Source organism: Gorillibacterium massiliense (genome assembly GCF_000455485.1).
GTDB lineage: Bacteria > Bacillota > Bacilli > Paenibacillales > NBRC-103111 > Gorillibacterium > Gorillibacterium massiliense.
The window spans coordinates 1-23,795 of sequence record NZ_CBQR020000141.1 but is presented as its reverse complement, the minus strand read 5'-3'; the positions used below and the strand labels follow the sequence as shown (position 1 = coordinate 23,795).

Sequence of the window (23,795 nt, the reverse complement as noted above, 5' to 3'; positions counted from 1 at the left end):
GATGGCTTTCCTTAGACCATTATACAAGGATAAACGACTGACGCCGACCTAAATGGACGAGCGACGTTTACCGTAGCGGAATAAAGCTATTTATAGTGGTAAACTATAAATTTTTATAGAGCAATAAATCGGAATAGCACTTAACGACTGCAAAACCGCCCTTATCTGCCACTACTTCCCAGAAAGATTTATCCGGCTGACAAAATCGTTCAAGCGAAAGTTTGCTTCCTCGATGCGGCTGACCGCTTTTCCATCCGCGAAAAGCCCTTCAATCCGCACATCCTCCACCCGATGATCCGAATCCGACCCGTGAAAGAGTGAGGGTACTCCCTGGGGAATATGAACGTTGCGGAATACGATGTCCCGGATGTGGCCGGGTTCGCTGTCTATCGACCAGCGGTCCTTGAAAATCAGGCAGACCATGGCGTACTGCCGCTCGTCCTCAATTCTTATATTCTCGAACCGGATTCCTGAAATGGTACCGGAATCCCCGACGGTAATGCAGAGAGAGCCCAACTCCTCCGTCCACGTGGCCACGCTGTGCACGATGTCGCAATCTTCAAATACGACGTCGTGAATATCCGTTCGCGTCTCGCCGGCAATGCCCAAGCAGCGGACCTTGTCATTCCATACCGTGCAGCGGCGAACCGTAATGTCCCGACCTCCTAGCACGGGAGGGGCAGCCATCGCTTTGACGGCCACGGCATCGTCACCGGTACGGATCAGGCAATCAGAGACGGATACCTTTTGGCAGTTGACGATATCGATCCCGTCGCTGTTTTCCCGGTAACCGATCAAAGTTATGTCTTCGATGGCGCAGTCCTTCGATTGGGACAGATGGATGGTCCAGTGGGAAGTTCCCACAATCGTAAGACCTTCGATATGGACACCCTCGCTACCTTGGATAAGCATCGCTTTGCGGGCATGCCAGTCGAGCCGCGAAAGATCGATGATGCCCCGCCCGATGATCCGGATGTCTTCCGCACCGTCGGCGACGATAAAGTCTTGATAGACTTTCTTCTTGGCCCAATCGCTCTCGACAACCGGAACTTCATCCTCGGGAACGAAGGCTTGAAGAACGGCGCCTCCGGCAATATAAAGGGTTTGCCCCTTGCTAAGCTCCAATTTGCTCACTTTATGCAAGCCCGGACCGTAATAGATGACCTTCGGATCGGAAGCATCCGGGACGTCCCGTTCTTCAGCATGTACCGTTACGAATAGCGGACGCTCCAGCCCTTCATTGGTCTCGACGATCAGCTTACAAGGACCGCTTATCGGAATGAGGATTTCCTGCTCCTTTACTTCCGCTTCCAGTCCCAGCGACAACGGTCGTACGCAGGCGCTTAGCACTGGTCTTGCGCTTCGCGCTACAAGGGTGATTTCTCCGGGCTCCCCGACATATGACAAAGAAGCGAAGGAAGCCGGACCTCCGCTTGTTACGGGAGCGGCGTAGACGGGAACTTCATGCCCTCCAACGGACAACTGCCAGTCCCGGGAAAGCACTAGCCCGTCGGGATCAGCCGCAAAAGCGTCCCCTCCCTGCCGCTCCAGCCGTTCTTCGCTTGCCGCAAAGGTGATCGCCTCCGGGGCCGTATCGATTCGAACGGTCGTCCCTTTTTCGGTATATACAAATGGATTTGCCATGTCTCTATCTCTCCCTATCGATTGATTCTTCTTCAGATGCCTTTCTCGTCCCCCATTTGAAGCTTTCCGTCCCTGAGGAGAACCGGAAAAAATACAGGCCGCTCCTGCGGGTGAAGATTCGGCTTGTGCATCGACAGAAGCAGCTGCCCTTCCAGCGTACGGAATAGCATGCCGTGGCCTCCGTCCTTCTCAAACAAGAGCTCCGGCTCCTGTTCCCATGGGCCTAAAATGCCTCCCGAAAGGGACCGTGCCATTCCGATGGCATAGCCCTCTTTTGCGTGGCTGGACCACATCATCAACAGCGCGCCATCGTCCGCCCGGACGAGAAAGGGGCCGTCGGTAACGAAGTTGCCTTTCCCTTCGGCCTCCACGGGCCAGTAAGCGTCCGACGATTTAAACAGCGTAACGGGCTCTCCCAGCGTGCCGTCCAGTTCCGGCGTTAAGCGCATGGCACAAATTTCCCCGTCCCGAATCTGCGTCCACTCGTGGCAAAAAACGATCCACGGCGCACCATCGTCGTCCAGGAACAGCGTGCCGTCCAGGCACTCCCAATCCCGGGGCGTCGCCGGGCCATCGCCATGGGGAACGAAAGGCCCCAAAGGATGATCTGCGGTTAAAATCTGCGTAGCCCGGTGCCTGTCCTCCGCTTTAAAGCTGGCGAACATATAATAGCGACCGCGGTAGCGGTGAACCTCCGGAGCCCAAAAGTGGCGGTCCGCCCAAAAATCCGCCGCAGGCCGGAAAACGGGGAAAGGGCCTTCCCATTCCACCAAATCTTTGCTCCGATAGGCATCAAAGCCTGCCGCTTTGCCATCCCACGCTGTCGTACCGGTTGTGCCGTATAAGTAGTAACAGCCTTCGCCTTGTTCGGTCCATACATAGGGATCGCGAAGATGGATTTCATCCAGACGCATTGCGTTCACCTGCCTCCTGCTTCTATGGCTTCACTTTTAGGGAGTGAGCGTATTCGTTTATCGTAAAATGCGGATCGTTCAAAGCCTTTACCTTCTTGCCGTTAATCCGGATATGCTCGAAGAGGATGTCCGATATTTGGCGTTCCTTGCTCCAGCCCTGAACCTTTATCTCGTTTGTTCCATCAGAATAGGAGACGATATTTTTGTAGGTTATGCCGCTGATCGATCCCGGCCATGCCCAATTGCCCTGCAAAGCGCCGAAGTAGAACGACGTATCCATCTGCACGTTAATCAGCCTCTTCGCTTTCTCGACGCGGATGTCCTCAAAGGTTATGCCGCTGATCTCCGTGCCGTGAAGGGCGAATATGTTGATGGCGGAACGGTCCGGCAGCTCGTCCGGATGATCGCGGTCGTCAAAGTTGTAAAGAATGTCGATATTGGAAAAGGTTATATTTTTGAAATAGGCGGCCACTGTCTCCGCTCCGATGCCGATGCCGTTGTTTGCATCCGACCATAACTGGGCGTTCTTGTAGGTGATGTTGTACACGGGGAGGGCTTTTGCCGGATCTTCCTCCTGGGACAACCCCTTGATGGCCACCGCATCGTCGGCGGAATGGATGAAGGAGCCGTCGAAGACGATATCGTGGCTGCTGTTGATATTGAACCCGTCGGAGCTGGCGTACCTCGGACTTACGGCTTTGTAGTTCAGCACCTGCACATTGCTGCTGCCGTACATCGACGAGGTCCAGCTATTGGTGTCCCGGTTCACGATAATGTCCTTTACCGTCGAATCGGTCACGCCGTTTAACGACAATGCGATGTCGTCATACTCGTCATTGGACCGGTAATCGTTAAGCAGGATACCCCTGCCCCTTACTGTTACGCCCGTGGCATGATCCGCGCGGAACCGCCCTCTGACCACGGCGCCGCCGCTTATATACAGCGTTTGATTGGAACCGATCATCGTCGGCGGCTCCCCGTAATCCCCGTGGTCATGGTAGCCAGGACCAAAATAGATGACGTTCGGATCCGCCGGGTCCGGAATATCTTTTTCCGGCTCTTCCGCAAACAGATGGAGTACCTTCCCGTGGTAGTTCCCGTCCAGTACAAGAGAGACGTTGGCCGGACGATCCAATTTGAAGGTGATGGCATTGCCTTTACGTTCGCCTTTAATCCCCAATGATCGAGGCACGATCTCAAACGTCTCATAGTCAAAATTCGGTGTGACCGCAATGGTGCTGCTGCCCGGCAGATCGAAGTATCCGTAGGATACCGGCTCATTCCAGCTGTTGTTTCCGCCGTTGTAGAGATCGATGCCGCTGTCTCCCGCCTTCACCGTGAAATCCGTGGATCGGTAGTTCACCGGCAAATCCGCAGGCGCCGAATACGTAGCGACAGGCACCTCTTTAGCGGCAGGTTGCTGGCAGCCCGGCAGCATGTACAAGAGCATGAGTGCCGCCGCGGCTATCCGAAATCCTTTTATCTTCATGAACCTTGCTGTTGTCAAATTCCCATCTCCTCCATCCCGCTATCCTTTGATGGCCGAGGACATGACCCCTTCTACCAAAAACCGCTGCCCGATAAAGAACACGATAATAATCGGCAATACAAACAGAACCAAACCGGCGCTCTGCACCTGGGTCATCGTAATTTCCTTATGCCCGGGATATACGTAGCCGATGGAGAACAGGGCGGTTGCCAACGGATATTTGTCATTTTGCAGGAACATGAAGGGCGTGATATAGTCATTTCCCCATGCCCCGTTAAAAGAGAGAATCAACACCGTTGCCACGACGGGCAGCGAAATCGGCAGGAAGATGTTCCAAAAAATTCGGAAGGTCGAGCAGCCATCGATACGGGCCGCTTCTTCCAGATCCTTTGGAAACGTCGCAAAGAACTGGCGGTACAAAAAGATGCTGAACGCGCTTCCCCCGAGAGCCCAAAAAAACCACGGCCAGAACGTGTTGATGAAGCCGATTTTAAAGAAAATGACATAGGTCGGAATCTGAGTCACGATCCCCGGCAGCATCATGGTGGAGAGCATCAGCAGGAACAGTACATTTTTCCCCGGTCCCCGGAGACGAGCGAATCCATAGCCGACAACGGCACTTGTAATCGTTGGAATAATGACGGAAATCGCCGTAATGATGAGCGAGTTTTTGGCATAGTTCCAGTAATCGATGAAGGTTACCGCGTATTTATAGTTTATAAGGCGAAAATTCGTCGGCCAGAATGTAGACGACGAGCCTACGGCTTGGACGGAATTGGCGATCAGCCAATACAGCGGGGTGACGAAAAGAAGGGAAAGCAGGACAAGCAAGGTATAGATGAAAATGCGGAAAGATGTTCTTTTTACGCCTTCGTTAACCATCCTACTTCCCCTCCTGATCGACTTCGTAGAATACCCACAGCTTGCTGGTCGAGAACACCACGACCGTCAGAACCAAGATCATGATAAAGAGCACCCAAAGCAGCGCAAGCCCGTAGCCGTAGCGGCCGTAAGCGAATATTTGCTGAAAGGCGTGGACCGAATAAACATAGTTGGGCCGGATCGGCGTCGAGAGCAGGCTGTTGGAATTGGCCGCCAACAGAATCGGCTGCACGAATATTTGCAAAGAACTGATGATGCTCATAATGAATTGAAAGAACAGAACCGGCGTAACCAGCGGAATCGTAATACGCGTAAAGCGTTGAACCGTCGTGGCCCCGTCGATGGCTGCCGCCTCGTACAAATCCTTGGATATCCCTTTCAGTCCGGCCAAATAGATCAAAACGCCGCCGCCCACTCCCCACAAAAGCATGATGAAAAGGGGATAGATGGCATAGTCGTATCCCAGCCAATCTACAGGTTCCAATCCGATTTGCATCAATAGCTGGTTGATGACCCCTTCGTCGACGAACAGGGATCTCCACATTGTTCCCACCGCGACGACCGGGATGATCGAGGGAATGTAGAACAAAGTGCGGTAAATGCCGATCCGCTTGACGTTCTGGTTCAACAAAACCGCCAGTAAAAACCCAAGCACGATGCTGGACGGCACCATGATTACCGTGATGAACAAGGTTCGGCCCAGGGAGTACATCGCATCGTTATCGGTAAACACTTTGTGGTAATTGTCCAGCCCGACGAACACAAGCCGGTCCATATTGAATCCCGCATAGTTGGTGAAGCTTAAATATAGTCCGTAAAACAGCGGGATGAGGCCGAGCAGAACGAAAACGATAAACCACGGGGAGATGAAAAGATAAAATTCCGTCGCCTCTTTGAAACTTTTGCTGCGAAACCGGCTCCGTTTTACCGGAACGGCAGGGGTCGCGCCAGTATTTTCTATTTGACTCATGGAAGCCTCCTTGCTTTCTGTCGTAGGTGAATCTCCGAATTAGAAAGGGTCGCCGGAGAGCTGAGCTCCGGCAACCCTTTTTCATTTCTTATTGCGGGCTGACCAGCTGTTTGCCTTCCGTGATGAGGGTGTTCAATTCCTCTGTCATTTTCTTCGAGGCACCGTCCACGGTGTCCTTATCGAAATACACGGGAGTAAAGTATTTGTCAAATATCGAGTTCACGGCCTGGTAGTTCAGGTACGGATTATAAGGCAAGCTTCCGTCCGTATACTGCAGCTCATTTTGAATAAAGTCATAGTTCATTTTGTCGAACTCGGTAGATTGAGGAAGCATTGCCGCCAGCGTTTTCGTACCAGGCAAGCCGTAACCCGCTTTCGCACGCTCTTCCGCAGGCTGTCCGCCAAAGAACCATTCGAATACTTCCCAGGCTTCCTTCGGATGCTTCGAGTTTTTGTAGATGATTGCGCCGGTGCCTGCGCCGGTAGGAGAGATCCGCTTTCCGCCTTCCATCATAGGAGCGGGAGCCACGCCGAAATCGGCCAGACGGTCTTTGGTGAGCTCGTTTGTTTTCAGGAAACCGGAGAACCAGTAGCCTGCGATAATGATCGCCGCCTTGTTATCGACGAACAGTTGGCCGCCCCAATCCGTTTCCTGATGCAAGGGACTTGGGCCGACTCCCGATTTCGCCGTATCCACCCAGAACTGCAGCAGATCTTTCATTTGCGGCGTCGTCAGGTCGGCTTTGCCGAAATCGCTGCTGTACATGCTGCCGCCTTGCTGAAGCAGTTGCAAGTTCAACAAGTCCTGGTTTGCCACGGTGCCGCCGTTGAAGTAAACCAGCCCGTATTGGCTCACCTTTTTGCCGTTTTTAATGGTCAGCTTATCCCCCAGATCGACCAGTTGCTTCCACGTCATTGCATCCGTGCTGCTGGGCAACGGGACGCCGGCTGCTTCGAACATCTTCTTGTTGTAATAGATGGTATAGTCGGGCGACCAGTCTTTCGGAAAGCCGTACAACGAACCGGTGCCATGCACGCCGGTAGCCGTGTCATATCTAAATTGATTCACGACAGGAAGAAAATCGTCGGTCTTAAACACGCTGCTCTCGTTGAAATAGGAGGTCAAGTCAAGGGCCATCCCTTTCAACACAAAGCCCGGAAGCTCAGTAACAGAATTCGTGCGGATGATATCCGGCCCGTTGCCCGCCGCCATCATCGCCATCAGCTTGTTATAATCGGCGGATACGAGCTCCACCTTGATATTGGGGTGTGTCTTCTCAAATTCCGCAACCATTTCGCTGGTGAATTCGGTATCGTACATGGTGTGGCGGATGACGACTTGTTCTCCGCTTGATGCCGGTTTTCCTGAGGCTTCTCCTTTGTTGGCATCGGTTGATGCGCTGCTCTCCGGCGTTTTATTGTCCGAATTTCCATTTCCGCATGCGCCAAGCAAAAGGCTGGAGGTCAGGACTAGAGATAAACAAACCGACCAGAACGATCTTTTCATTGAAATCCCCCTAGATGTTTGAAGTAGTTCGTAGATCTACATTTCAAATTATAGAATCGCTACCGGGAAGCAACAACGTCGTATCTTTTTTGATTCCTTCACATTTCTTTAGGACTTGTATCCGATCCATAGCTTTGCCCTTTATAAGAAAAGGACACCCGCAGGTGTCTATTGGCGGTCTGGAGAAGGGTTCGCCACGTTGAAATATTTCTTACGGACTTGAACAGCCCTTATTTTGCTCCGGAAGCCCATATGGAGGCGGTAACGTGCCAAATAGATGCTTTACAGTTGCAATCCATACCGTTATCATTTGTGCGCGGAATAACGGGAACTTTTCCCAGGTCCAATTATAATGAAATTCGAGAGGGGGATCTGAAATGGAATGGGTAGAACGAATGAATCAGGCCATCGATTATATCGAAAACCATTTATGTGACGACATCGATTACGAGGAACTCAGCCGTATTGCAGCATGTCCTGCGGGACTTTTCCAACGTATGTTCATCCATACAACCGATGTCTCGTTATCCGAATACATTCGTAGGAGAAAGCTTACATGTGCGGCTTATGACATCCAAAACACGACCAGCAAAATGATCGATATTTCCATGAAGTACGGGTATGAATCGTCAGACGCCTTCTGTGTCGCCTTCAAACGAATGCATGGCGTTACACCCACCATGGCACGACAGACGGTAACTAAACTGAAATCCTATATGCGCCTTTCTTTTACTCTTTCAATAAAAGGAGATGTTGAAATGAATTACCAGGTCGTGGAAAAGGGGCCCTTTAAAGTGGCCGGAAAAATCGTTACGTCCTCTCTCGAAAACAATATTACCCCGCAATTTTGGGACACGTGCAAACATGACGGAACAGTCGAAAAACTGATTGAGATCGGTGTTGAGCCTCACACGCTGGGGGTGTGTTTTGGATTTAATGAACAAGGAGTAAACGACTACATGGTCGGTATCGAAACTCTGCTGGATCATGTCGATGGCATGGAAATGAGATCGTTCCCGAGATCGAAGTGGTTGGTATTCGAAGCCATCGGTCCGATCCCCCACGCCCTCTCCGATACCTGGAAACGCATCTACGGTGAATTCCTTCCTCAAAGCGTGTACAGGCAGTCCGATCTGCCGACCCTTGAAGTCTACTTCGGAGACGAAACCTATGCCGATGATTATAAGGTCGAGGTTTGGATTCCGATCCAATCTTGAAAACATCCCCAGCCTTTGATTCCACCTCGCGGTATCGTACAATAACGGCAGAATCTATCAACATTGGAAGAAGGGAAACCGTGAGCAACGAACAAGAGAACGCATCAACCTGCCCCCTGTGCGGTAAAGCCAATCAATGCGGCCTGATGACTCCTGGCAGCGAAGAAGCCTGCTGGTGCATGAAAGTGACTTTCCCACCGGAAATCTTCGAATTGGTCCCGCCGGAGCTGCGAGACAAATCATGCATATGCAAAGATTGCTTGGACAGCTTCAAACAAACTCAGAGCAGATCTCCCCAACTATGAAACTTATATAATTCTCACATCAACATCTATATTTTTTAGGGTTTTAGCTTGTCCCTCCTTCCTGTATCTTTGATTTGAAGCGATTACAAACAAAATCACCGTTTACTTCATCGCCGCCGACGGCTCCCTGCAAACGGTGAAAAATGCCAAATACAACGCCGACACGGGCCGGGTTGAGTTCAGCCTGAAGCATTTCAACAAGCAGTAACTGTTGTTCAACAAAAAAGCCTCCAATGCGCTCATGGCCCATTGGAGGTTTTTGCTATTCCACACGACTTTACCGCGCCACACTCTGGAAATACCGATAGACTTTATTCAGCTTGTTCTCTTGCTTACCCTTCGGACTCTCCATGCTGCCGAACTCAAAGAACTTCACCTTGCGGATGCCGACGAAGCGGAACAGCGCCCGACGCATCAGTATTTTGTGGGCATTATTCAGCCACAGCAGCGGATAAAGGGACGGACCCTTCATACTGGAGACGCAGACGACTGTTTTCCCTTTCAGCAGCCCTTCCCCCTCGCGATAAGCAAAACCGGAAACAAATACACGGTCGATATAACCGAGCAGCATAGCGGGCGGACGTCCCCACCAGATGGGGTAGATGAAAACCAGCTTATCCGCACGCATAATCTGCTCCCTGTACTTGGCCAATTCCGGATCTACATGCATGTTCCGCCTAAGTTTCTCCTCGTTAAAAACAAGAGCCGGATCAAACTTTTCCTCGTACAAATCGAGAACTTCAATATCCTCAATCCGCGCATTTTCCTGGCATCCACGAATCACTGCCTGCAAAAACCCATCGTTCAAGCTCTGATGGTTCGGGTGCGTATAGACAATGAGAGTCTTCATCCGATCCCGCTCCTTACTTATCATTTGATAACAAAAAGGTAACATAGATCCCTTATACTTGTCAATTGATAATTGTTTTATGATAACAATTTTGCTATTGTGAAGACAGAGGTGAGTTTAGCTTATGGCAGAAAACGCCCTGTTCATGAAATTCGTAGCTTTTACGGCTGCCGTACACAAGGTTACGCATGAAATGACCAAAGAAACCGGCAACCTTGCCGTCACACCCGCACAATACAAAATCCTGGAATATATCGCCATCAACCAGCCGGTATCACTCAGTGAGATTAGCGATTGCATGCATATGTCCATGCCCAACACAAGCCGCGAGCTGAAAAAATTAGAGGAAAAAGCGCTGTGCGAAAAAGCTGCCACCGCCGAAGATCGCCGTAAAATGGACATCCAACTGTCCAAAAATGGACAAGTGATGATGGACGGCATTTTCCAGCGCATTGAAGCTCAGTTCAATCGGCGCATGGAGTCCTTATCAGAGGATGAACGGCTGGAGCTCGAACGCGCGCTCGACCTGCTTCATGCGAAAATGTTTAGTTGATCGCCGAGACCCGCTGAACCCTTTGTAGACAAAAAGCCGGCCACGATGGCCGGCTTTTTTCGTCTTTGTGTTAGTTTGAAACCGTGAGCTTAATCATTTTGCTGGATACCTTCTTGCCCTTCTGATCGTACGCCATGACATCGAGGCTGACCGTCTTGCCAGCGTAAGGAACGAAATCGCAGGTGAAGGTCCAGGGCACTTTCGTCACCGTCGCGACGGTTTTGCCTTCTACCGCGTAAACTACCTTTCCTAAAATTGGCTCCACCGTGCGGATATAGGCGCTAAGCTCCAGCTTTTTCGGGGCAACGGATTGCCCTAGCGGCTTATAAGAAACGTTAGCCTTATCCCCTACATTCGACAGAAAAAAGGGATTGGCAACCGCCTCTTTATATGCGACCAGCACCTTCGCATTACCGGATAGCGTATAAGTGTTCATCCGGCCGCTTTCGGCCTTGGATGCATCAAACCAGTACATGGCCTTCACACCGGGAAATAGAAGCGGCAGCGTCGCGTAGAACTGTTGGATCTGGTAAACGGCCCAATCCGTCTTATCCGTTTTGGTTACCGGGTCCGTGTAGGAAACGGCGCCTTCCGAAATGAACACTGGTTTCTTTTTCGCGTACAGCTTATAGATGTTCTCGAACTTTTCCACGTAACTGGAACGGTCCACGCCCTTTTTTAGCGGGTCCAGCGATCCGTTATAGGCTTGATACATACTAACTCCGACCCAGTCCACATAGTCGTCGCCGGGGTAATAATCCTGGATGTTATCCACGGGAAAATAAGCCGGGGCCCACACGATGGCAACGTTAGGGGCTTCCTCATGGAATACTTTGGCGACGATGCGGAACTTCTCGATGTACGTCTGCGGCTTCTCGTACCAAACCACCCAATTGCCGTTCATCTCATTAGCAAAACGGAGGAAAATCGGAATCCCCGCCGCTTTCGCTTGACGCGCGAGACCTCGCAGGTAATCGTTATCCTGCACTTCATCCAGCCCGTGGCTCGGCTGCAGGGCAACCTGCAGCGCTACCCCTTCTTTTTTCGCCCGCTCGATGTGTCCTGCATAGCTTTCAAAGAAATTTTTTCCATACTCAGTATAGAGCAGGTACGAGGCGTGTTTCTTTTCGGTCATTTTCGGAAAATCGTTCAGGTAAAACGGCTTGCCGGTTTTGGGATTGTGCACCTGCTTGTCCATTTCCGCATAGGCGCCCAGCAGCGCTCCGTTTACCGGCTCATTCAAAGCCTGATGATAAACCGTGTTGAGCGGCTCGTTCTCACCGGTTTTGACGAACAATTCGAAACGGTTGCGCACCCAATCGGCTTTCCGCTTGGCGGCAATGGATTCCTGGGTTTTGCTCACCTTGGTCCAATAAACGGCTTCCTGGTCCCAACTGGCTACTGCATCGTCATATAGAGTGAGAGCAGCCTGGGAATCAGCCATTTTATCATAGATCAGCGCCGTATTGGTATAATCCTTATCTTTCAAAAAAAGCGGAAGCGCCTCTTTGTATTTAGCAATGGCATCCGTATGTTTGCCGGTCGCCCGCGCTTTCTCAGCGGCGTTGTAAAGCTGCCACACATTTGCGGCATGAGCCGGTACAGCGGCGGCTGCGGACATCGCCAACATGGCAAGACATAGAGTAAAGATAAGGGTCACACGAAATCGGGGGAACTTCACGAATGGAAACCTCCTGACAAAATAGCCTGCAAATCCTATCCATTCGTCACAAATTTACAAATTCCTCCTGCTGCTTTAAGAAGGAGTTGACCGGAGCCTTGTCTATTTGGCAGATAAGGGATAACGTAGGAAGAAGGAGGTATGAAAATGAAAGAACAAACGATCATCGATCAAACAGCCCATCCGGTTACCGTGGCGCGTATAGCCCATGATCTTCGGCAGTTGGGCATCCGTCCGGGAGACACGGTTCTCGTCCATTCCTCCCTCTCTAGCTTGGGCTGGGTATGCGGAGGCGCCCAGGCAGCTATACAGGGACTGATGCAAGCCGTTGGCGTTGGTGCCCACACCGGTGAACATACAGAGGGTACGCTGGTCATGCCGGCGCAAAGCGGCGACTGGAGCGACCCGGCAAAATGGGAGAACCCGCCGATTCCCGGCAAATGGATCGACATTATTTACAAGGAGATGCCGGCATATGAACCTGCGCTCACCCCGACGCGGGGCATGGGCCGGATCGCCGAGATGTTCCGAACCTGGCCGGGGACACGCAGATCCGGGCATCCACAAGTCTCCTTCTGTGCCAACGGAAAGCACGCGGAACGGATCGTCGCGGATCATCCGCTGACTCCGCAGTTCGGCATGGCTTCTCCATTAGGCAAGCTGTATCATGAACGGGCAAAAGTCCTGCTGATGGGCGCCCGCTTCGATACATGCACGAGCCTTCATCTTGCCGAGGCGCTCGTCCCGAACATGCCTGTCATGAAAATGGGCACAGCGATGCTCGAAAATGGACAGAGGGTATGGAAATGGTTCACCGATTTTGCTTACGACTCCGAGGATTTTGCCAATATTGGGGCGGCATTTGAGCGGGAGGGCACGGTCATATGCGGAAAAGTCGGCAATGCCGACTGTAAGCTTTTCGATATCGCAGCGGCAGTGGACTTTGCAGTCAAATGGCTGGGCGAGCACCGGCTGAAGCAGGAAAACGGAGCGTGGGCCTAAGGGAGCAATAAACACGAAATCATCTACTGGAGGGATCCATCATGCGTGTACATTTTAATACCTTTACCCGGGACAAACTTCAAGAAAGCCTTGGCAGCCGGCCAGGCTTCTTCAAAATCTATAACGATACCGAAGACTGCGGCTGCAACGGCATTATGGTCGTTCTCATCGTGGGTGAACCCGATCCCACCGATCTGCCGGTGGAATCGGATGAATTTACCTTCATCGTCGACAATAGACAGTCCCATTTGTTCGACGATGTGCTGAAGCTGGAAGCCAACACCGATTATCCCGATTACCGGTTGACCAGCGACGGTACCTTTTACGGCAGCAATATCCGGGTACGGGATACCCGTCCGGCAGCCTGACCGGCTGACAGCCAAGAACGGCGCCAAAAGTTCCCCCACCTCAATGCAAAATAAGACGCCAATGGGCGTCCCGGATCGTTAAAATGTTGGATTTTAGGAGTCATTTGATTGCTGGCAGCACCGGAAACAATAGAAATGTTGGAAAAAGGGTAGGATTTACCCCTATATATCAGCATTGGCAAGCAAAATCCTACATAGAATCCAAGATTTCATCCGGTAAACACCAGGTCGGGGAGAAATCCTGCATAAATTCCAGGAAATGCCGTCCCTCTGACCGTTACGATGATTCGTAGACGGCACAACACCATTCTCCCCTGTCGGAGACGCCGCAAGGCGTCTCCTTTTACTTTCCCGTTTGCGTGGTGGACTCTTCCAACGAGGCGATGGTTTCCTGTAACCAGTGACGCTCGATGCGGCTACCTTATTTCTGCCTATTTCATCCTTCCCGCGACTCGCCCCGTCGCCTTCCCTATTCCTCCACCCGAAATTTGGAGACAGAATCCTTCAGATCGCGCACTAATTCCACCAGCCGGTTTGCATGTCCGGACACTTTTTGCAGGGAGTCTGTCTGCTCTTCTACCGATGAAGCAATCTCCTGCGCAGAAGCGCTAGTCTCTTCGGAGACGGAGGAGATATTCTCCATGACTATTGCCACAACTTCCTTCTGACTCTCGATGGCGGCAATGGCCGTCATCTCCGTTTTCACCTCAACCAGCATCCGCTCCAGTGATGCATTTACTTGCTTCATAGCATCTCCGACATGAGCTACCGCATGCTTTTGGGTACCATTTACGGCGTTGGTGCGGGAAACCACTTCGACCAGCTTGCCCGTTTGCGTCAATACGGCGGTAATCGTCTCTTGGATCTGCTCGGCAGATCGTCTTGCCTGTCCGGCTAGAGCCCTCACTTCCTCCGCGATTACCGCAAAGCCTTTGCCATGGATGCCGGCCCTCGCCGCCTCGATGGAAGCATTGATGGAAAGAATATTGGTCTCATTGGCAATTTCCGATATCGCACGGATAACCGATGAGATGGATTTCGATTTTTCGTTTAAATCCGCCACCATCCGGGTCACTTCTTCAAAGGCTAAAGCAACCTGACCATACGATACCTCCAGATTGACGGCTTGAGCGTTACCACGTGCCACATGCTCACCGGATTCGGCCAAAACCCCCTCGATGATTTTGGACTGCTCGCTAAGCCCCCCGATTTCCCGGTTCAGCCGGTACACGGCGTCCGTGCTTTTTTCCACCTCCAGGGAAGTGTTGGACGCCCCCAGGGCGATCTCTTCTGTGGAGCGGGCCACCTCTATTCCGGTAACGGCATTCTCCTCGGCAATGCGACTCACTTCACGTGCCGACATTTCAACGGATCGAACACCGGCATCCACTTTCCGGATCAGCGCCCGTATGCTGTGCAGCATGGTGTTGTAATCGGTGGCCAAGTCCCCGATTTCATCATTCCCGTCGTATTGGAAAGGAGTAACAAGATCGCCTCCCGCCGTTTTAGCAATGGTCGAGCGCAATGCCCTGATGGTATTTAACAGCCTCGTGGCGATATAAAAAGCCGCTAACCCACCGATAGCAAGGCCTATGACAAGAGCAATAACGCTTGTTTGGAGAAAATCCAACAGGCTGCCGGTCAGTTGCTTTTTATCGGCAAAGGAAACGACGGTCCAGTTCAAAGAGTATACGTAGGAGACTTCGCCGGTGTAGGTCCTCCCCTCCCAATAAAAAGGAATTCCATCCGTCTTGCCGTTCATGATCGTCCGGACCCAGCCGAAGGAACGTTTCATTTTCGCCGGATCGGATATCGCGTCCTGTATGCCCGCTTGTTTCCGGGCGGATTCGGGGTCGATATTCTTCCCCTCCATCTCGGACATGAAAGATGAGACGATCAAACCCTGATTGTCGTAAATCACCAGCTTGTTGTTGCCGAACCTCTCGTTGGATTCCCGCAAGGAGCCGATCCCTTTCAAATCGATGTTAAGCCCAACGACGCCGTACAGTTTGTCGTCAACCATAACCGGTACAGCAACCGAGACGATCAAATCTGCCGATCCGTTGTCTTGATGCACATCCGTCCAGGATGTCTCATGGCTTGCCTGAACAAGCTTATATGTCGCCTCCTCCCGGCCATCCCCAATATCTCCGGTTGCCGGGTAGCGATGCTGCTTGCCCGTTGCAGCTAAAGTAAACGAAACCGCCGTCAGCGCCGAGTCCTTTCCTTGCGTTTCGCCGAGCAGTTGATCGATGGCTTGATCCTGGTTCTCCGAATACTGGCGCAGGACAACGATCTCTTTCCCCATCTGCTCGGCCAGTTTTTCATACTGCTCGGAAAACATCCGCATCTCCCGCGTTGCGCTTTCCACCTGTACGGCATTTGCCTGAGAAAAGGCATGGGAGAGCGAAGCTTTTACCGTTACAAACAGCATGACCGCCAAAGCAAGCAGCGAAATGAAAACCGCCCCCGCGATTAACGCCATCCATTTCACTCGAAGCGAAACTCGTCTGGGTTGTTTGACCAAAGCAGCCCTTGCCGGTTTTGCCATTGCACAAGACCCCTAATCTCTCGTATTGGATGAATCATCCCCATTTTACGGCAATCTTTCACTATATTAAGCGCTTTCATCTTTATTAATTTACAGTCGCCAGTAATTTTTTGTAGTGTTTTAGCGGACAGCAAAAAAGAGGCGTCACCACGGACGCCCCTTATCTGCCAATTCTCGCTATCATTTGACTTCAAGCAGCTTCTCCAGAAAATCCTTCATGGCACTGCGGCCTCTTGGCGCTTGCCAATCCCGGATGGTTTCTGGCTTGTCGGAGAGGAAGCCATCCATCCGGTTGGCCAACTCGGTCATGTAGGCCTTGTCGTCCCCGGCTTCTTGGCGCATGGCTTTCAGCATCTCCGGCCACTTGTGCGGGTTCACGTTATCAATCGACCAACTGTAGTCCGGATACTGCTCCGCAAGCTTCAAAGCCCTGTCGAAGGTAAGATCAGTACGAAGAGCAAGTGCGATATACGCCCCAATGAACCGGTGGCTTCTATCTGCCGCCAATGATCGTGCAAACTGCGCCTCCGCTTCCGGCAGCTTGTTCTGCTTGAAATAACCCTGTGCGCCGATCGCATCCATATACCCGTTATCGTCAATTTGCCGAATCTTGAGATATTGCCCGTAGCTGCGATTAAAGATGGGCCAATCTCTTTTTTCGTAATAGGTACTGGCGAGATTAGCCAAATTCTCTGGGGTAGGACGCAGCTCCGTCAGCAATTCCAAGTAATGGAGCCGGTCCTCTTCTCCCGTTTTGGCATCGCTGAACGAATTCCGGGACTCCAGCAGCCGGAGAATCATATTCAAGCTGTGCGCATCTCCAGGATCGGCGGCATATGCCGATTTGTACGCTGCCAAGGCTTCCTCGTAGCGCCGCTTCTTCACCAGTTGATCCGCCTCGGTCATCGTCCGCTGCCGCAAATAAAACTGCGGCAAATTGCCGGCCTCCGCCTCCTTCAATCGATATCCTTCGCTTTTAGACAGCAGATGGCCGTCCGCGTCATAGGCTTTGACGGACCAGTAGAACCGGTTATCCGGATTACTGAAGCCCAACAAAGAATTCGAATCGATATCCGGCCATGCATGATCTTTATTCGGCTCAGTGGAAGAAGCAGAGTAGCCGAATTTAATATCGTATAGCTCCTCCGCTTTCACCTGCAAATGGGTATCCCGGATATGAGAAAAAGCGGGAGATCCGATCCAGCCGCCTTCAATTTGGATTCCAAGCTCCAACGCGTAATAATCGGCTCCCTTCACGGGCTCCCAGGTAAAATCGATCACCGGTTCGGTGACTTTCTGAAGATTCACCGGCGAGTCCAATTGAATGAGCGGCTGGAAAACAACCGTTTGCTCCAATCGGTCTCCGGCTTTCACTTCGATCCATTCGTCCGTATCCACCGGCCACACCCATCCGCTGATCTGGTCGAAAGTAAGTCCCAGGTACAACTGATAGCTCCCTGGCGCCACGCCGATAAAAGAAAACCGGCCGTCGGCATCCGTCGTCGTCTGGTACGGTTCACTCGAAATCACGCTGTGGTTAACGTCCGCCGCCAGCCGCAGAAACACGCCTGCACCGGCTACCGACTCGCCGTCACTGCGTTTGACAGTACCGGAATAGACGGCAGCCTCTTTTGCACCGCTCGACTGAGCCTTACCGATCATACGAATAAGGGAGGAATATCCCTGAAACTCAGGGCCTTCCCGGCTGGCCGAAGGGGCCGGCGCAGACTTGGCATCCTTTGAAGACTCGCTGTCTGAAGAACCCATCGGCATCGAAGCATCCGACCGTTCAGTCCTCGCTCCATAAGCCTCTTCCAACCGCTCTTTGGCTTGCTTCCACTCCCCTTTGTTCAGAAGCAGTTGAATTCGCAATGCGAGAAGCTGCGTTTCGTTATCCCCGGACGCTTTTGCATCTCCGAGCTCATCCGCCAGCTTCTCCGCTTCCCCGATCCGCCCGGCTTGCACGTAAAGGCTCGCCCGATCCAAATCGACTAGAGTCAAAAGATAGCTCTGCGACCTCCCCTCCATTCTTTCTCTGCCCGTTTCCAGAGCATCCAGCGCCAAATCGATATGCCCTTGAAGCAGGTAGCAAACGGACAACTGGCGGACAGCCCGCACATAATCGTCATCGACAGGAGCATTGCGTACATAATCATCCAGAAGGGGGATCTTTTGCCCGGTTGTAAACGCCGGACCCCCATTCTCTGAAGTGCCCTGCGAACTTTGGGAAGAGGACGAGCCTACATAAACATTAAAAGCACCGCCTTGCTTCAGCGAATCCATACCGGGTAGAATCACATTTTTACGGATTAATTTCCATCGCTTGGCCACAGGGGAATCGATCATCTCCCGGATCAATGCCTCTTTGTCCGATGAACCGTGTTGCGACAAAACCGTTCCGATTCCGCCTAACGCCTTATTTCCCGGATAAATGGCCAACCGAAGCAAAGGCACCGCAACAAGCACGATGGCAACAAGCAGCACCAAATGCTTAACCTTGATCCGGATGCGCATAACGGTTCACCATCCTTTCATAAACGTCCTGCCAGTAAATATTGCCGGCCACCTGCACCCACTGCCTCTCCGCAGCCAGCTTTTCCGGCGTTACGGAGGACGTTGAACCGCTGGTAAAGGGGATGAAGAGAAATGCGGCAACTAGCAAACCGGCTATCGCAACGGGTACCGCCGGCAATTCCAGTTCCTTGTTCCATAAGGCGAGCAGCCGCTCCTTGCGGGTCACCGGATGAGACCTGCCGATAACGGCATCCTCCGACGCAAAGTGCAGCCCCGCCAACTCCTGTTCCAGCTGTTTCTTCCCCTCCATTCGCTCCTCACTCATCGCCCTTCCCCTCCTCTTCATAGATACGCCGCAGACGCTGTCTTCCCCGCGCCAATCTCGCTTTTACCGTGTTAGGATTCATATGGAGATGGTCCGCGATTTCCTGGACACTCCATTCATTGAAATAATATAAAGCAATGGCTTCCCGATAAGGATAATCCAACTTGTGGATGGCATCGCTTAATCTTTTGCCGGCTATTTTCCGCAGTACAATCTCCTCCGGCTCTTCCTCGCTGCCCTCTGACACGGATCGGGAAAGAACATCAAAGGGGATAAGATGCCGCCAGCTCCAAGTGCGCATCCTCATGCGGCAGCGGTTGACGGTGATGGCCGTAAGCCAGCTTTTCAATTTTGCAGCGTCGTTCAACTGGTCAATATGGCGGTAAGCCGCTACAAAAGCGTCTTGAACCGCCTCCTCGGCCGATTGCCGATCCTTGAGCAGGAGATAAGCGGTGCGCAGCAAATAATCGCCGTACTGCGCCATCACTTCCCGCAGCGCAGCCTCTTCTCCGTGACTTAATCTCGATAAAAGCTCCAGACCCGCTCCCCCTCTCCTGCCCTATAGATGCGGCTTGACGCGTTTCGGTTGCATGAATGAGATAATCCAATAGATGAAAACGAAAAAAATGCCCTCTCCCTAATGAGAACGGCATTTGAGCTGCATTTTTCAATTACAAAAAAAACAGCAGTTCAGGACCTTTCGTCCCTGTCTGCCGCTTTTTCCATTAACAAGTTCAGCCCAAACCGGCGTTTCCAATTAGCCACTTTTGCCGCCACCCTTGCCCATCACCGATCGGACCGCTGCGCCAATTTCTTCATAGCTGGTGCACCGGCAAATGTTGGATTGCAGCCACTCCTGGATGACTTTTTCGTCTGCATCGGGGTAGCGGTTGATCAAAGCATGAGATAGCATGATAAACCCCGGGGTACAATAGCCGCATTGAAAAGCGAACGTTTCGATGAACGCTTGTTGAATGGGGGCGTCCCGCAATCCTTCGATGGTCGTGATGGTAGAGCCTTGAGCTTCGACGGCCAGCATCAGGCACGATTTGATCGGCACTCCGTCGACAATGACGGTACATGCCCCGCAATCACCGTTTTCACAGCCGATTTTAGCTCCCGTAAGCCCTAACTGCTCCCGCAAAACCCGCAGCAGCGTATCCGATGAACAGACAACGGCAGGACGCCGCGTTCCGTTCACGTTCAGCTCAATCTCATCTCTCGTTATCCCGCGAATCTCCATGCTTCACGCGCTCCCCCCTTCCAGTGCGTTCATCACGTCCCATAGCGTGTTCCGCAACACAAACGTGCGGTACGCCGCCGAGCCTAGCACATCGTCCAGAATCGGCACAGGCCACGACAAGATCACCCGCTCGATTCTCTGCTCCAAGGGCAGCGTTCTATCATTCAATACCTTTTCCACCCGCAAGGAACGAAAAGGAACCGCACTGACGCCGCTAAATGCCGCACGGATGCCGGTTTCCGTTTTCAAAGCAACGACGCGCACCAGCGGGTAATCGATCTCTTCCATTTTCGTCTTCTTTACCGTCACGTACGGCAAATGAAAATACCGGCAGTCGCTGATGATTTGCACCAGCAGTTCCCCTCTCGCAAGCCGCGTCCCCCCATTGAAAGCGAGCTGAACGGGAACCGTGCGGTATCCACCCGGACCGGCCAAAACAACCTGGCTATCCGTCAACAAAAAAGGCAGCAGTGCTTCCCGGTAAAAAAATTGCCCGCACAAATTGCCGCCGATAGTAATTTTGTTGCGGTTCGTATGATCCGCCACCCTCCGAGCTGTGTCGCCGAGCAACGGGAAGAAAGGCGATTCCGCCACCGCCGTAAGGGGGACCGCTGCCCCAATGACCAGTTGCCCATCCCCTTCGCGAATATGCATCCCCTGGCATTCGGGTATCCCCTTTATATCGATAACCGCCCCGGGCCGCACCTGGTTCAAACGGGCCGCCGAGATGATTTCCGTGCCTCCGGAATAATAAAGCGGCTTGTTCCCTTTTCCCTCCTCCCGCCCAAAAAGGCGCACCGCTTCCTCCACCGTACCTGGCTTGAAGTAGGCAAAATCAAAGGAAATCATGACCGTTCTCGACCTCCTTTGCGCCGCCAGATAAACTCCGGTGTCAAAGGCAGCCCGTCTAGCTCCACTCCGGCTGCTACCGACAATGCATTGGCCAGCGCCGCTGGCATGCCGATGACGCCATGTTCCCCCACTCCCCGCGCGCCAAACGGACCTTTCAGAAACGGAGTTTCCACAAATCCGGCCAAATAGTCCGGCGTTTCTCCAAAACGGGTGATTTTATAGGTGCGAAGCTGGGGATTCAGCACGGCCCCCTCCCGGTTGAACAAAAAAGCTTCCCGGGAAGCGAAGCTGAGTCCCATGTTCATCCCGCCGATTACTTGTCCTCGAGCGGTACCGGCATTAATCACTTTCCCCACATCAAAAACCGATGCCGCCCGCAAAATGTGGTAGGTACAGTCCCGAAGGTCGAATTCAACTTCGACGGCTTGGGCTCCGAGAGTCCACTGCTCGCCGGTGACGCCTTTTCCCGTTTCCGGATCAAGATGGGACAGACCGTGAGCCAAATACCTTCCCCTGCCGATAACGACCTCGCCCACCGTGCTGCCGTTCGGATACGTATACCCGATAGCTACCTGCCGAACCTCCAAGTGGATAGCCGGATCGGTTTTGACATACACCTTTCCGAAGCCAACCACCAGATCATCCGGGGACCGATTCAATGCAAGAGAAGCATTGCGTTTCAAGCCGGCAATGGCATCCTCCGCCGCATCCAAAACGGCGCGTCCGGCCATCATCGTGCTGATGCTGGCTACGGTTTTCCAATGCTCGGGAGTAATCCCAGTGTCCACTTCTATCTTGACATGAACTTGGCTGACCGGGACATTCATGCGCTGGGCGAGGATTTGCGCCATAGCGGTGCGGTTACCCTGCCCAATCTCGATGGCTCCGACGCTGAGGTTCATCGTCCCGTCGTGGTTAAAGGTTATGATGGCGCCGCTGCCGGCATCGATGCTAGAACTGGAGTTTTTCCAGATGCAGGCCACGCCTGTCGCCCGGATTTTGTTTCCCCCTACGGCCACCCTTCCCCCGCCGTTCCACGAAATCATCCCCTTCAGCTTCCCGATGCATTGCGGCAAATCGCCAATATTGCTGCTGTCGAGAGGTGCTTGGGTGGGGGATGTATCTCCCGGCTTGATGCTATTGCGCAGCCGCAGCTCCAGCGGATCCATGCCCAGCTTCCGCGCTAGCTTATCCATCGTCCGTTCCGTGCAAAAAAGCGCCTCCGAGTGTCCAAAGCCCCGGAACGCCGTTGCGTAAGGGTGGTTCGTATAAACGCACAAGGAATCGCAATGCACATTGTCGATCCGATAAGGTCCCGTACAATCGACTGCCCCCGCCAATGTAACGGTTGCACCTGTATCTGTATAGCCTCCCGTGTTAAAAAAATAGGTAATTTCCGCCGCCATCAGCCTGCCGTCACAGGTTGCGCCAAGCTTCACTTTCGCCTCCAACCCAATATGACAGGGCGAGCTGATCAAGTCCGTTTCCCGGGTATTGTTGATTTTGACCGGCCGGCCGCCGCATGCTTTTGAAGCGATATAGGCGATATACTCCAGTTGGGTAGAGCCTTTCCCGCCAAACCCCCCGCCGACGAGGGGAACATGGATGACGATCTGCGATTCCCCCACATGGAAATACCGCTCAAACTCTCGCTTCATCCCAAAAGGATCCTGGGTTGATGTTTGAATCTCAATCCGCCCGTCGGGCATTGCTTCCGCGATGGAGCAGCGCGGCTCCATGGCGGCGTGGTCGGAGGAGTCGAAGGCGAACATCCCCTCTGCGATGACTTCGCTCGCCTCCCAACCCAAGCGCATGTCGCCTTTGCGGATTTTTATATAATTGCCAATGTTGGTATGGGGAACAGGACGCACATTCTTGAACCTTTGGTAATGTTCCAAATCCTCATGCAAGAGCGGTGCATCGGATTGCAAGGCACGCGTTGGGGATAGAACGACCGGAAGAGGAACAAACTCGGCGCGAATCCGTTCTGCCGCCAATCTGGCGATCCGCTCTGTATCCCCCACCACAACTGCGATCGGTTCGCCGTAATAGCGCACCCGATCAATCGCCAGAATCGGCCGGTCAGCCAGCAACGGGCCGGTTAGCACGGGGTAATCAGCCCCCGTAACCACCGCCTGCACACCGCTGACGGCAAGAGCCCCGGAGCAATCGATGGAGACAATCTTCGCATGGGCATATGGACTGGTCACCAGCCAGCCGTGCAGATAACGGGGAGATTCCATATCGTTTGCATACAGCGCGGAGCCGGTCACTTTATCCCGGGATTCCAGCCTTGGCACTGCCTCTCCGACGATCTTCAACCGTTAACGCCCCCTTTGGCGGCTTGACCGATAAACCGAGCTTCACCCGACGTTAATATCCTTCTATATATGTTGAACTTAAGACTGTAAGGATTCCGTCCCTGCAAAATCTGATTATGATTGGGTTCAGGCAGCTTCGCCGATACATTCGCTCCTGACGATCAAGCGGCATGTGTGGCTATTCCAGAACAATCTGGGTTCTCCGCTCCCTTCATCCCTTTCTTTCGTTCAACTTATTTAGACTATTCGAGAAAAACGTTGTCCTATTCGCGGAATCCCGCCAAAGTCATAACCACAAGCTTAGCCGGTGCATGTGGACGTGATCTTGCATCGGGCTTGGGACAGCGAGATGTGGCGAATACCTGCGAAAATGCAGGTAATATCAGCAAAATTGGCCCATTTGAAGAAATAACTGTGATTGTACAGGTATTTTTGTCCCAAGGGTATGAATGAAGAGTTTGAGCTCGAAATACCTGTAAGTTTACAGGTATTGCAAAAACTCCCCCTCGCGGGAAGAGAAATAACGGTATGTTTGCAGGTATTCATCCACCGCCCTTCGCTTCCTGCTCGGTTTAATGGCACTTATTTGAGACCACTCTTATCCATC

Annotated in this window: 21 protein-coding genes; 5 read left to right on the top strand and 16 right to left on the bottom strand. The window is 52.5% G+C overall.

The window, feature by feature from the left end:
* Positions 1-171: 171 nt before the first annotated feature.
* From TJ79_RS18555 to TJ79_RS18530, 6 genes are all read right to left on the bottom strand, one after another.
* Positions 172-1,644: a glycosyl hydrolase family 28 protein gene (locus TJ79_RS18555; RefSeq protein ID WP_040951840.1), complete on the bottom strand. Its 1,473-nt coding sequence runs from the start codon at positions 1,642-1,644 to the stop codon at positions 172-174.
* 32 nt (positions 1,645-1,676) lie between these two features.
* On the bottom strand, positions 1,677-2,558 hold the full coding sequence (locus TJ79_RS18550) for a glycoside hydrolase family 43 protein (protein ID WP_040951839.1): 882 nt from the start codon (positions 2,556-2,558) through the stop codon (positions 1,677-1,679).
* A 22-nt stretch (positions 2,559-2,580) separates the two neighbouring features.
* On the bottom strand, positions 2,581-4,065 hold the full coding sequence (locus tag TJ79_RS18545; protein ID WP_155987952.1) for a glycoside hydrolase family protein: 1,485 nt from the start codon (positions 4,063-4,065) through the stop codon (positions 2,581-2,583).
* A 21-nt stretch (positions 4,066-4,086) separates the two neighbouring features.
* Positions 4,087-4,929 (bottom strand): carbohydrate ABC transporter permease, encoded by an 843-nt coding sequence (locus TJ79_RS18540; RefSeq protein ID WP_040951838.1) that lies wholly within the window; start codon positions 4,927-4,929, stop codon positions 4,087-4,089.
* A gap of 1 nt (position 4,930) precedes the next feature.
* Positions 4,931-5,899, bottom strand: a complete 969-nt coding sequence (locus TJ79_RS18535; RefSeq protein ID WP_040951837.1) for a carbohydrate ABC transporter permease — start codon at positions 5,897-5,899, stop codon at positions 4,931-4,933.
* 88 nt (positions 5,900-5,987) lie between these two features.
* Positions 5,988-7,406: an ABC transporter substrate-binding protein gene (locus TJ79_RS18530; RefSeq protein WP_040951836.1), complete on the bottom strand. Its 1,419-nt coding sequence runs from the start codon at positions 7,404-7,406 to the stop codon at positions 5,988-5,990.
* Between the two features lie 377 nt (positions 7,407-7,783).
* On the opposite strand from TJ79_RS18530, the gene TJ79_RS18525 reads away from it, so the two are divergent.
* Together TJ79_RS18525 and TJ79_RS26835 are read left to right on the top strand one after the other, a co-directional pair.
* Positions 7,784-8,623: an AraC family transcriptional regulator gene (locus TJ79_RS18525; RefSeq protein WP_040951835.1), complete on the top strand. Its 840-nt coding sequence runs from the start codon at positions 7,784-7,786 to the stop codon at positions 8,621-8,623.
* An 80-nt stretch (positions 8,624-8,703) separates the two neighbouring features.
* The gene (locus TJ79_RS26835; protein WP_272944754.1) at positions 8,704-8,928 is read left to right on the top strand and encodes a cysteine-rich CWC family protein; all 225 of its coding nucleotides are present in this window, start codon (positions 8,704-8,706) and stop codon (positions 8,926-8,928) included.
* Positions 8,929-8,971: 43 nt separating this feature from the next.
* Here TJ79_RS26835 and TJ79_RS18520 read toward each other — a convergent pair whose 3' ends face one another.
* Complete coding sequence (locus TJ79_RS18520) at positions 8,972-9,178, bottom strand: hypothetical protein (protein WP_040951834.1); 207 nt, start codon at positions 9,176-9,178, stop codon at positions 8,972-8,974.
* A gap of 27 nt (positions 9,179-9,205) precedes the next feature.
* Positions 9,206-9,778 carry an NAD(P)H-dependent oxidoreductase gene (locus TJ79_RS18515; protein WP_040951833.1) on the bottom strand — a complete coding sequence of 191 codons (573 nt, stop codon included), beginning with the start codon at positions 9,776-9,778 and terminating at the stop codon, positions 9,206-9,208.
* A 124-nt stretch (positions 9,779-9,902) separates the two neighbouring features.
* On the opposite strand from TJ79_RS18515, the gene TJ79_RS18510 reads away from it, so the two are divergent.
* Positions 9,903-10,331: a MarR family winged helix-turn-helix transcriptional regulator gene (locus tag TJ79_RS18510; protein WP_040951832.1), complete on the top strand. Its 429-nt coding sequence runs from the start codon at positions 9,903-9,905 to the stop codon at positions 10,329-10,331.
* Between the two features lie 70 nt (positions 10,332-10,401).
* Here the strand turns inward: TJ79_RS18510 and TJ79_RS18505 are convergent, their stop codons facing one another.
* On the bottom strand, positions 10,402-12,012 hold the full coding sequence (locus tag TJ79_RS18505; protein WP_238323066.1) for a glycosyl hydrolase: 1,611 nt from the start codon (positions 12,010-12,012) through the stop codon (positions 10,402-10,404).
* Positions 12,013-12,159: 147 nt separating this feature from the next.
* Here TJ79_RS18505 and TJ79_RS18500 point away from each other — a divergent pair, with 147 nt between their 5' ends.
* Both TJ79_RS18500 and TJ79_RS18495 read left to right on the top strand, forming a co-directional pair.
* Positions 12,160-13,014 (top strand): AAC(3) family N-acetyltransferase, encoded by an 855-nt coding sequence (locus TJ79_RS18500; protein ID WP_040951831.1) that lies wholly within the window; start codon positions 12,160-12,162, stop codon positions 13,012-13,014.
* Positions 13,015-13,055: 41 nt separating this feature from the next.
* Positions 13,056-13,382: an iron-sulfur cluster biosynthesis family protein gene (locus TJ79_RS18495; RefSeq protein ID WP_040951830.1), complete on the top strand. Its 327-nt coding sequence runs from the start codon at positions 13,056-13,058 to the stop codon at positions 13,380-13,382.
* Between the two features lie 469 nt (positions 13,383-13,851).
* On the opposite strand, the gene TJ79_RS18490 is transcribed toward TJ79_RS18495, so the two are convergent.
* The 7 genes from TJ79_RS18490 to TJ79_RS18455 form a co-directional block, all read right to left on the bottom strand.
* Positions 13,852-15,933, bottom strand: coding sequence for a methyl-accepting chemotaxis protein (locus tag TJ79_RS18490; RefSeq protein WP_081756998.1), 2,082 nt, complete (start codon positions 15,931-15,933; stop codon positions 13,852-13,854).
* 180 nt (positions 15,934-16,113) lie between these two features.
* The gene (locus TJ79_RS18480) at positions 16,114-18,447 is read right to left on the bottom strand and encodes a carboxypeptidase regulatory-like domain-containing protein (RefSeq protein ID WP_040951827.1); all 2,334 of its coding nucleotides are present in this window, start codon (positions 18,445-18,447) and stop codon (positions 16,114-16,116) included.
* On the bottom strand, positions 18,425-18,772 hold the full coding sequence (locus TJ79_RS18475) for a hypothetical protein (protein ID WP_040951826.1): 348 nt from the start codon (positions 18,770-18,772) through the stop codon (positions 18,425-18,427). Before TJ79_RS18475 ends, TJ79_RS18480 begins: the two co-directional genes overlap by 23 nt.
* Positions 18,765-19,259 carry a sigma-70 family RNA polymerase sigma factor gene (locus TJ79_RS18470; RefSeq protein WP_337588956.1) on the bottom strand — a complete coding sequence of 165 codons (495 nt, stop codon included), beginning with the start codon at positions 19,257-19,259 and terminating at the stop codon, positions 18,765-18,767. Before TJ79_RS18470 ends, TJ79_RS18475 begins: the two co-directional genes overlap by 8 nt.
* A gap of 270 nt (positions 19,260-19,529) precedes the next feature.
* Complete coding sequence (locus TJ79_RS18465) at positions 19,530-20,015, bottom strand: (2Fe-2S)-binding protein (protein WP_040951824.1); 486 nt, start codon at positions 20,013-20,015, stop codon at positions 19,530-19,532.
* Positions 20,016-20,018: 3 nt separating this feature from the next.
* On the bottom strand, positions 20,019-20,864 hold the full coding sequence (locus TJ79_RS18460) for an FAD binding domain-containing protein (protein ID WP_040951823.1): 846 nt from the start codon (positions 20,862-20,864) through the stop codon (positions 20,019-20,021).
* Complete coding sequence (locus TJ79_RS18455) at positions 20,861-23,188, bottom strand: xanthine dehydrogenase family protein molybdopterin-binding subunit (RefSeq protein ID WP_040951822.1); 2,328 nt, start codon at positions 23,186-23,188, stop codon at positions 20,861-20,863. The genes TJ79_RS18460 and TJ79_RS18455 overlap by 4 nt, the downstream gene beginning before the upstream one ends.
* Positions 23,189-23,795 lie beyond the last annotated feature (607 nt).

Excerpts from the sequence above, each read along its gene's own strand:
- TJ79_RS18555 (WP_040951840.1), bottom strand. The coding sequence starts at position 1,644 with ATGGCAAATCCATTTGTATATACCGAAAAAGGGACGACCGTTCGAATC.
- TJ79_RS18465 (WP_040951824.1), bottom strand. The coding sequence starts at position 20,015 with ATGGAGATTCGCGGGATAACGAGAGATGAGATTGAGCTGAACGTGAAC.
- TJ79_RS18525 (WP_040951835.1), top strand. The coding sequence starts at position 7,784 with ATGGAATGGGTAGAACGAATGAATCAGGCCATCGATTATATCGAAAAC.
- TJ79_RS18540 (WP_040951838.1), bottom strand. The coding sequence starts at position 4,929 with ATGGTTAACGAAGGCGTAAAAAGAACATCTTTCCGCATTTTCATCTAT.
- TJ79_RS18490 (WP_081756998.1), bottom strand. The coding sequence starts at position 15,933 with ATGGCAAAACCGGCAAGGGCTGCTTTGGTCAAACAACCCAGACGAGTT.
- TJ79_RS18495 (WP_040951830.1), top strand. The coding sequence starts at position 13,056 with ATGCGTGTACATTTTAATACCTTTACCCGGGACAAACTTCAAGAAAGC.
- TJ79_RS18500 (WP_040951831.1), top strand. The coding sequence starts at position 12,160 with ATGAAAGAACAAACGATCATCGATCAAACAGCCCATCCGGTTACCGTG.
- TJ79_RS18475 (WP_040951826.1), bottom strand. The coding sequence starts at position 18,772 with ATGAGTGAGGAGCGAATGGAGGGGAAGAAACAGCTGGAACAGGAGTTG.
- TJ79_RS18520 (WP_040951834.1), bottom strand. The coding sequence starts at position 9,178 with ATGGGCCATGAGCGCATTGGAGGCTTTTTTGTTGAACAACAGTTACTG.
- TJ79_RS18460 (WP_040951823.1), bottom strand. The coding sequence starts at position 20,864 with ATGATTTCCTTTGATTTTGCCTACTTCAAGCCAGGTACGGTGGAGGAA.
- TJ79_RS18510 (WP_040951832.1), top strand. The coding sequence starts at position 9,903 with ATGGCAGAAAACGCCCTGTTCATGAAATTCGTAGCTTTTACGGCTGCC.
- TJ79_RS18480 (WP_040951827.1), bottom strand. The coding sequence starts at position 18,447 with ATGCGCATCCGGATCAAGGTTAAGCATTTGGTGCTGCTTGTTGCCATC.
- TJ79_RS18515 (WP_040951833.1), bottom strand. The coding sequence starts at position 9,778 with ATGAAGACTCTCATTGTCTATACGCACCCGAACCATCAGAGCTTGAAC.
- TJ79_RS18530 (WP_040951836.1), bottom strand. The coding sequence starts at position 7,406 with ATGAAAAGATCGTTCTGGTCGGTTTGTTTATCTCTAGTCCTGACCTCC.
- TJ79_RS18550 (WP_040951839.1), bottom strand. The coding sequence starts at position 2,558 with ATGCGTCTGGATGAAATCCATCTTCGCGATCCCTATGTATGGACCGAA.
- TJ79_RS18535 (WP_040951837.1), bottom strand. The coding sequence starts at position 5,899 with ATGAGTCAAATAGAAAATACTGGCGCGACCCCTGCCGTTCCGGTAAAA.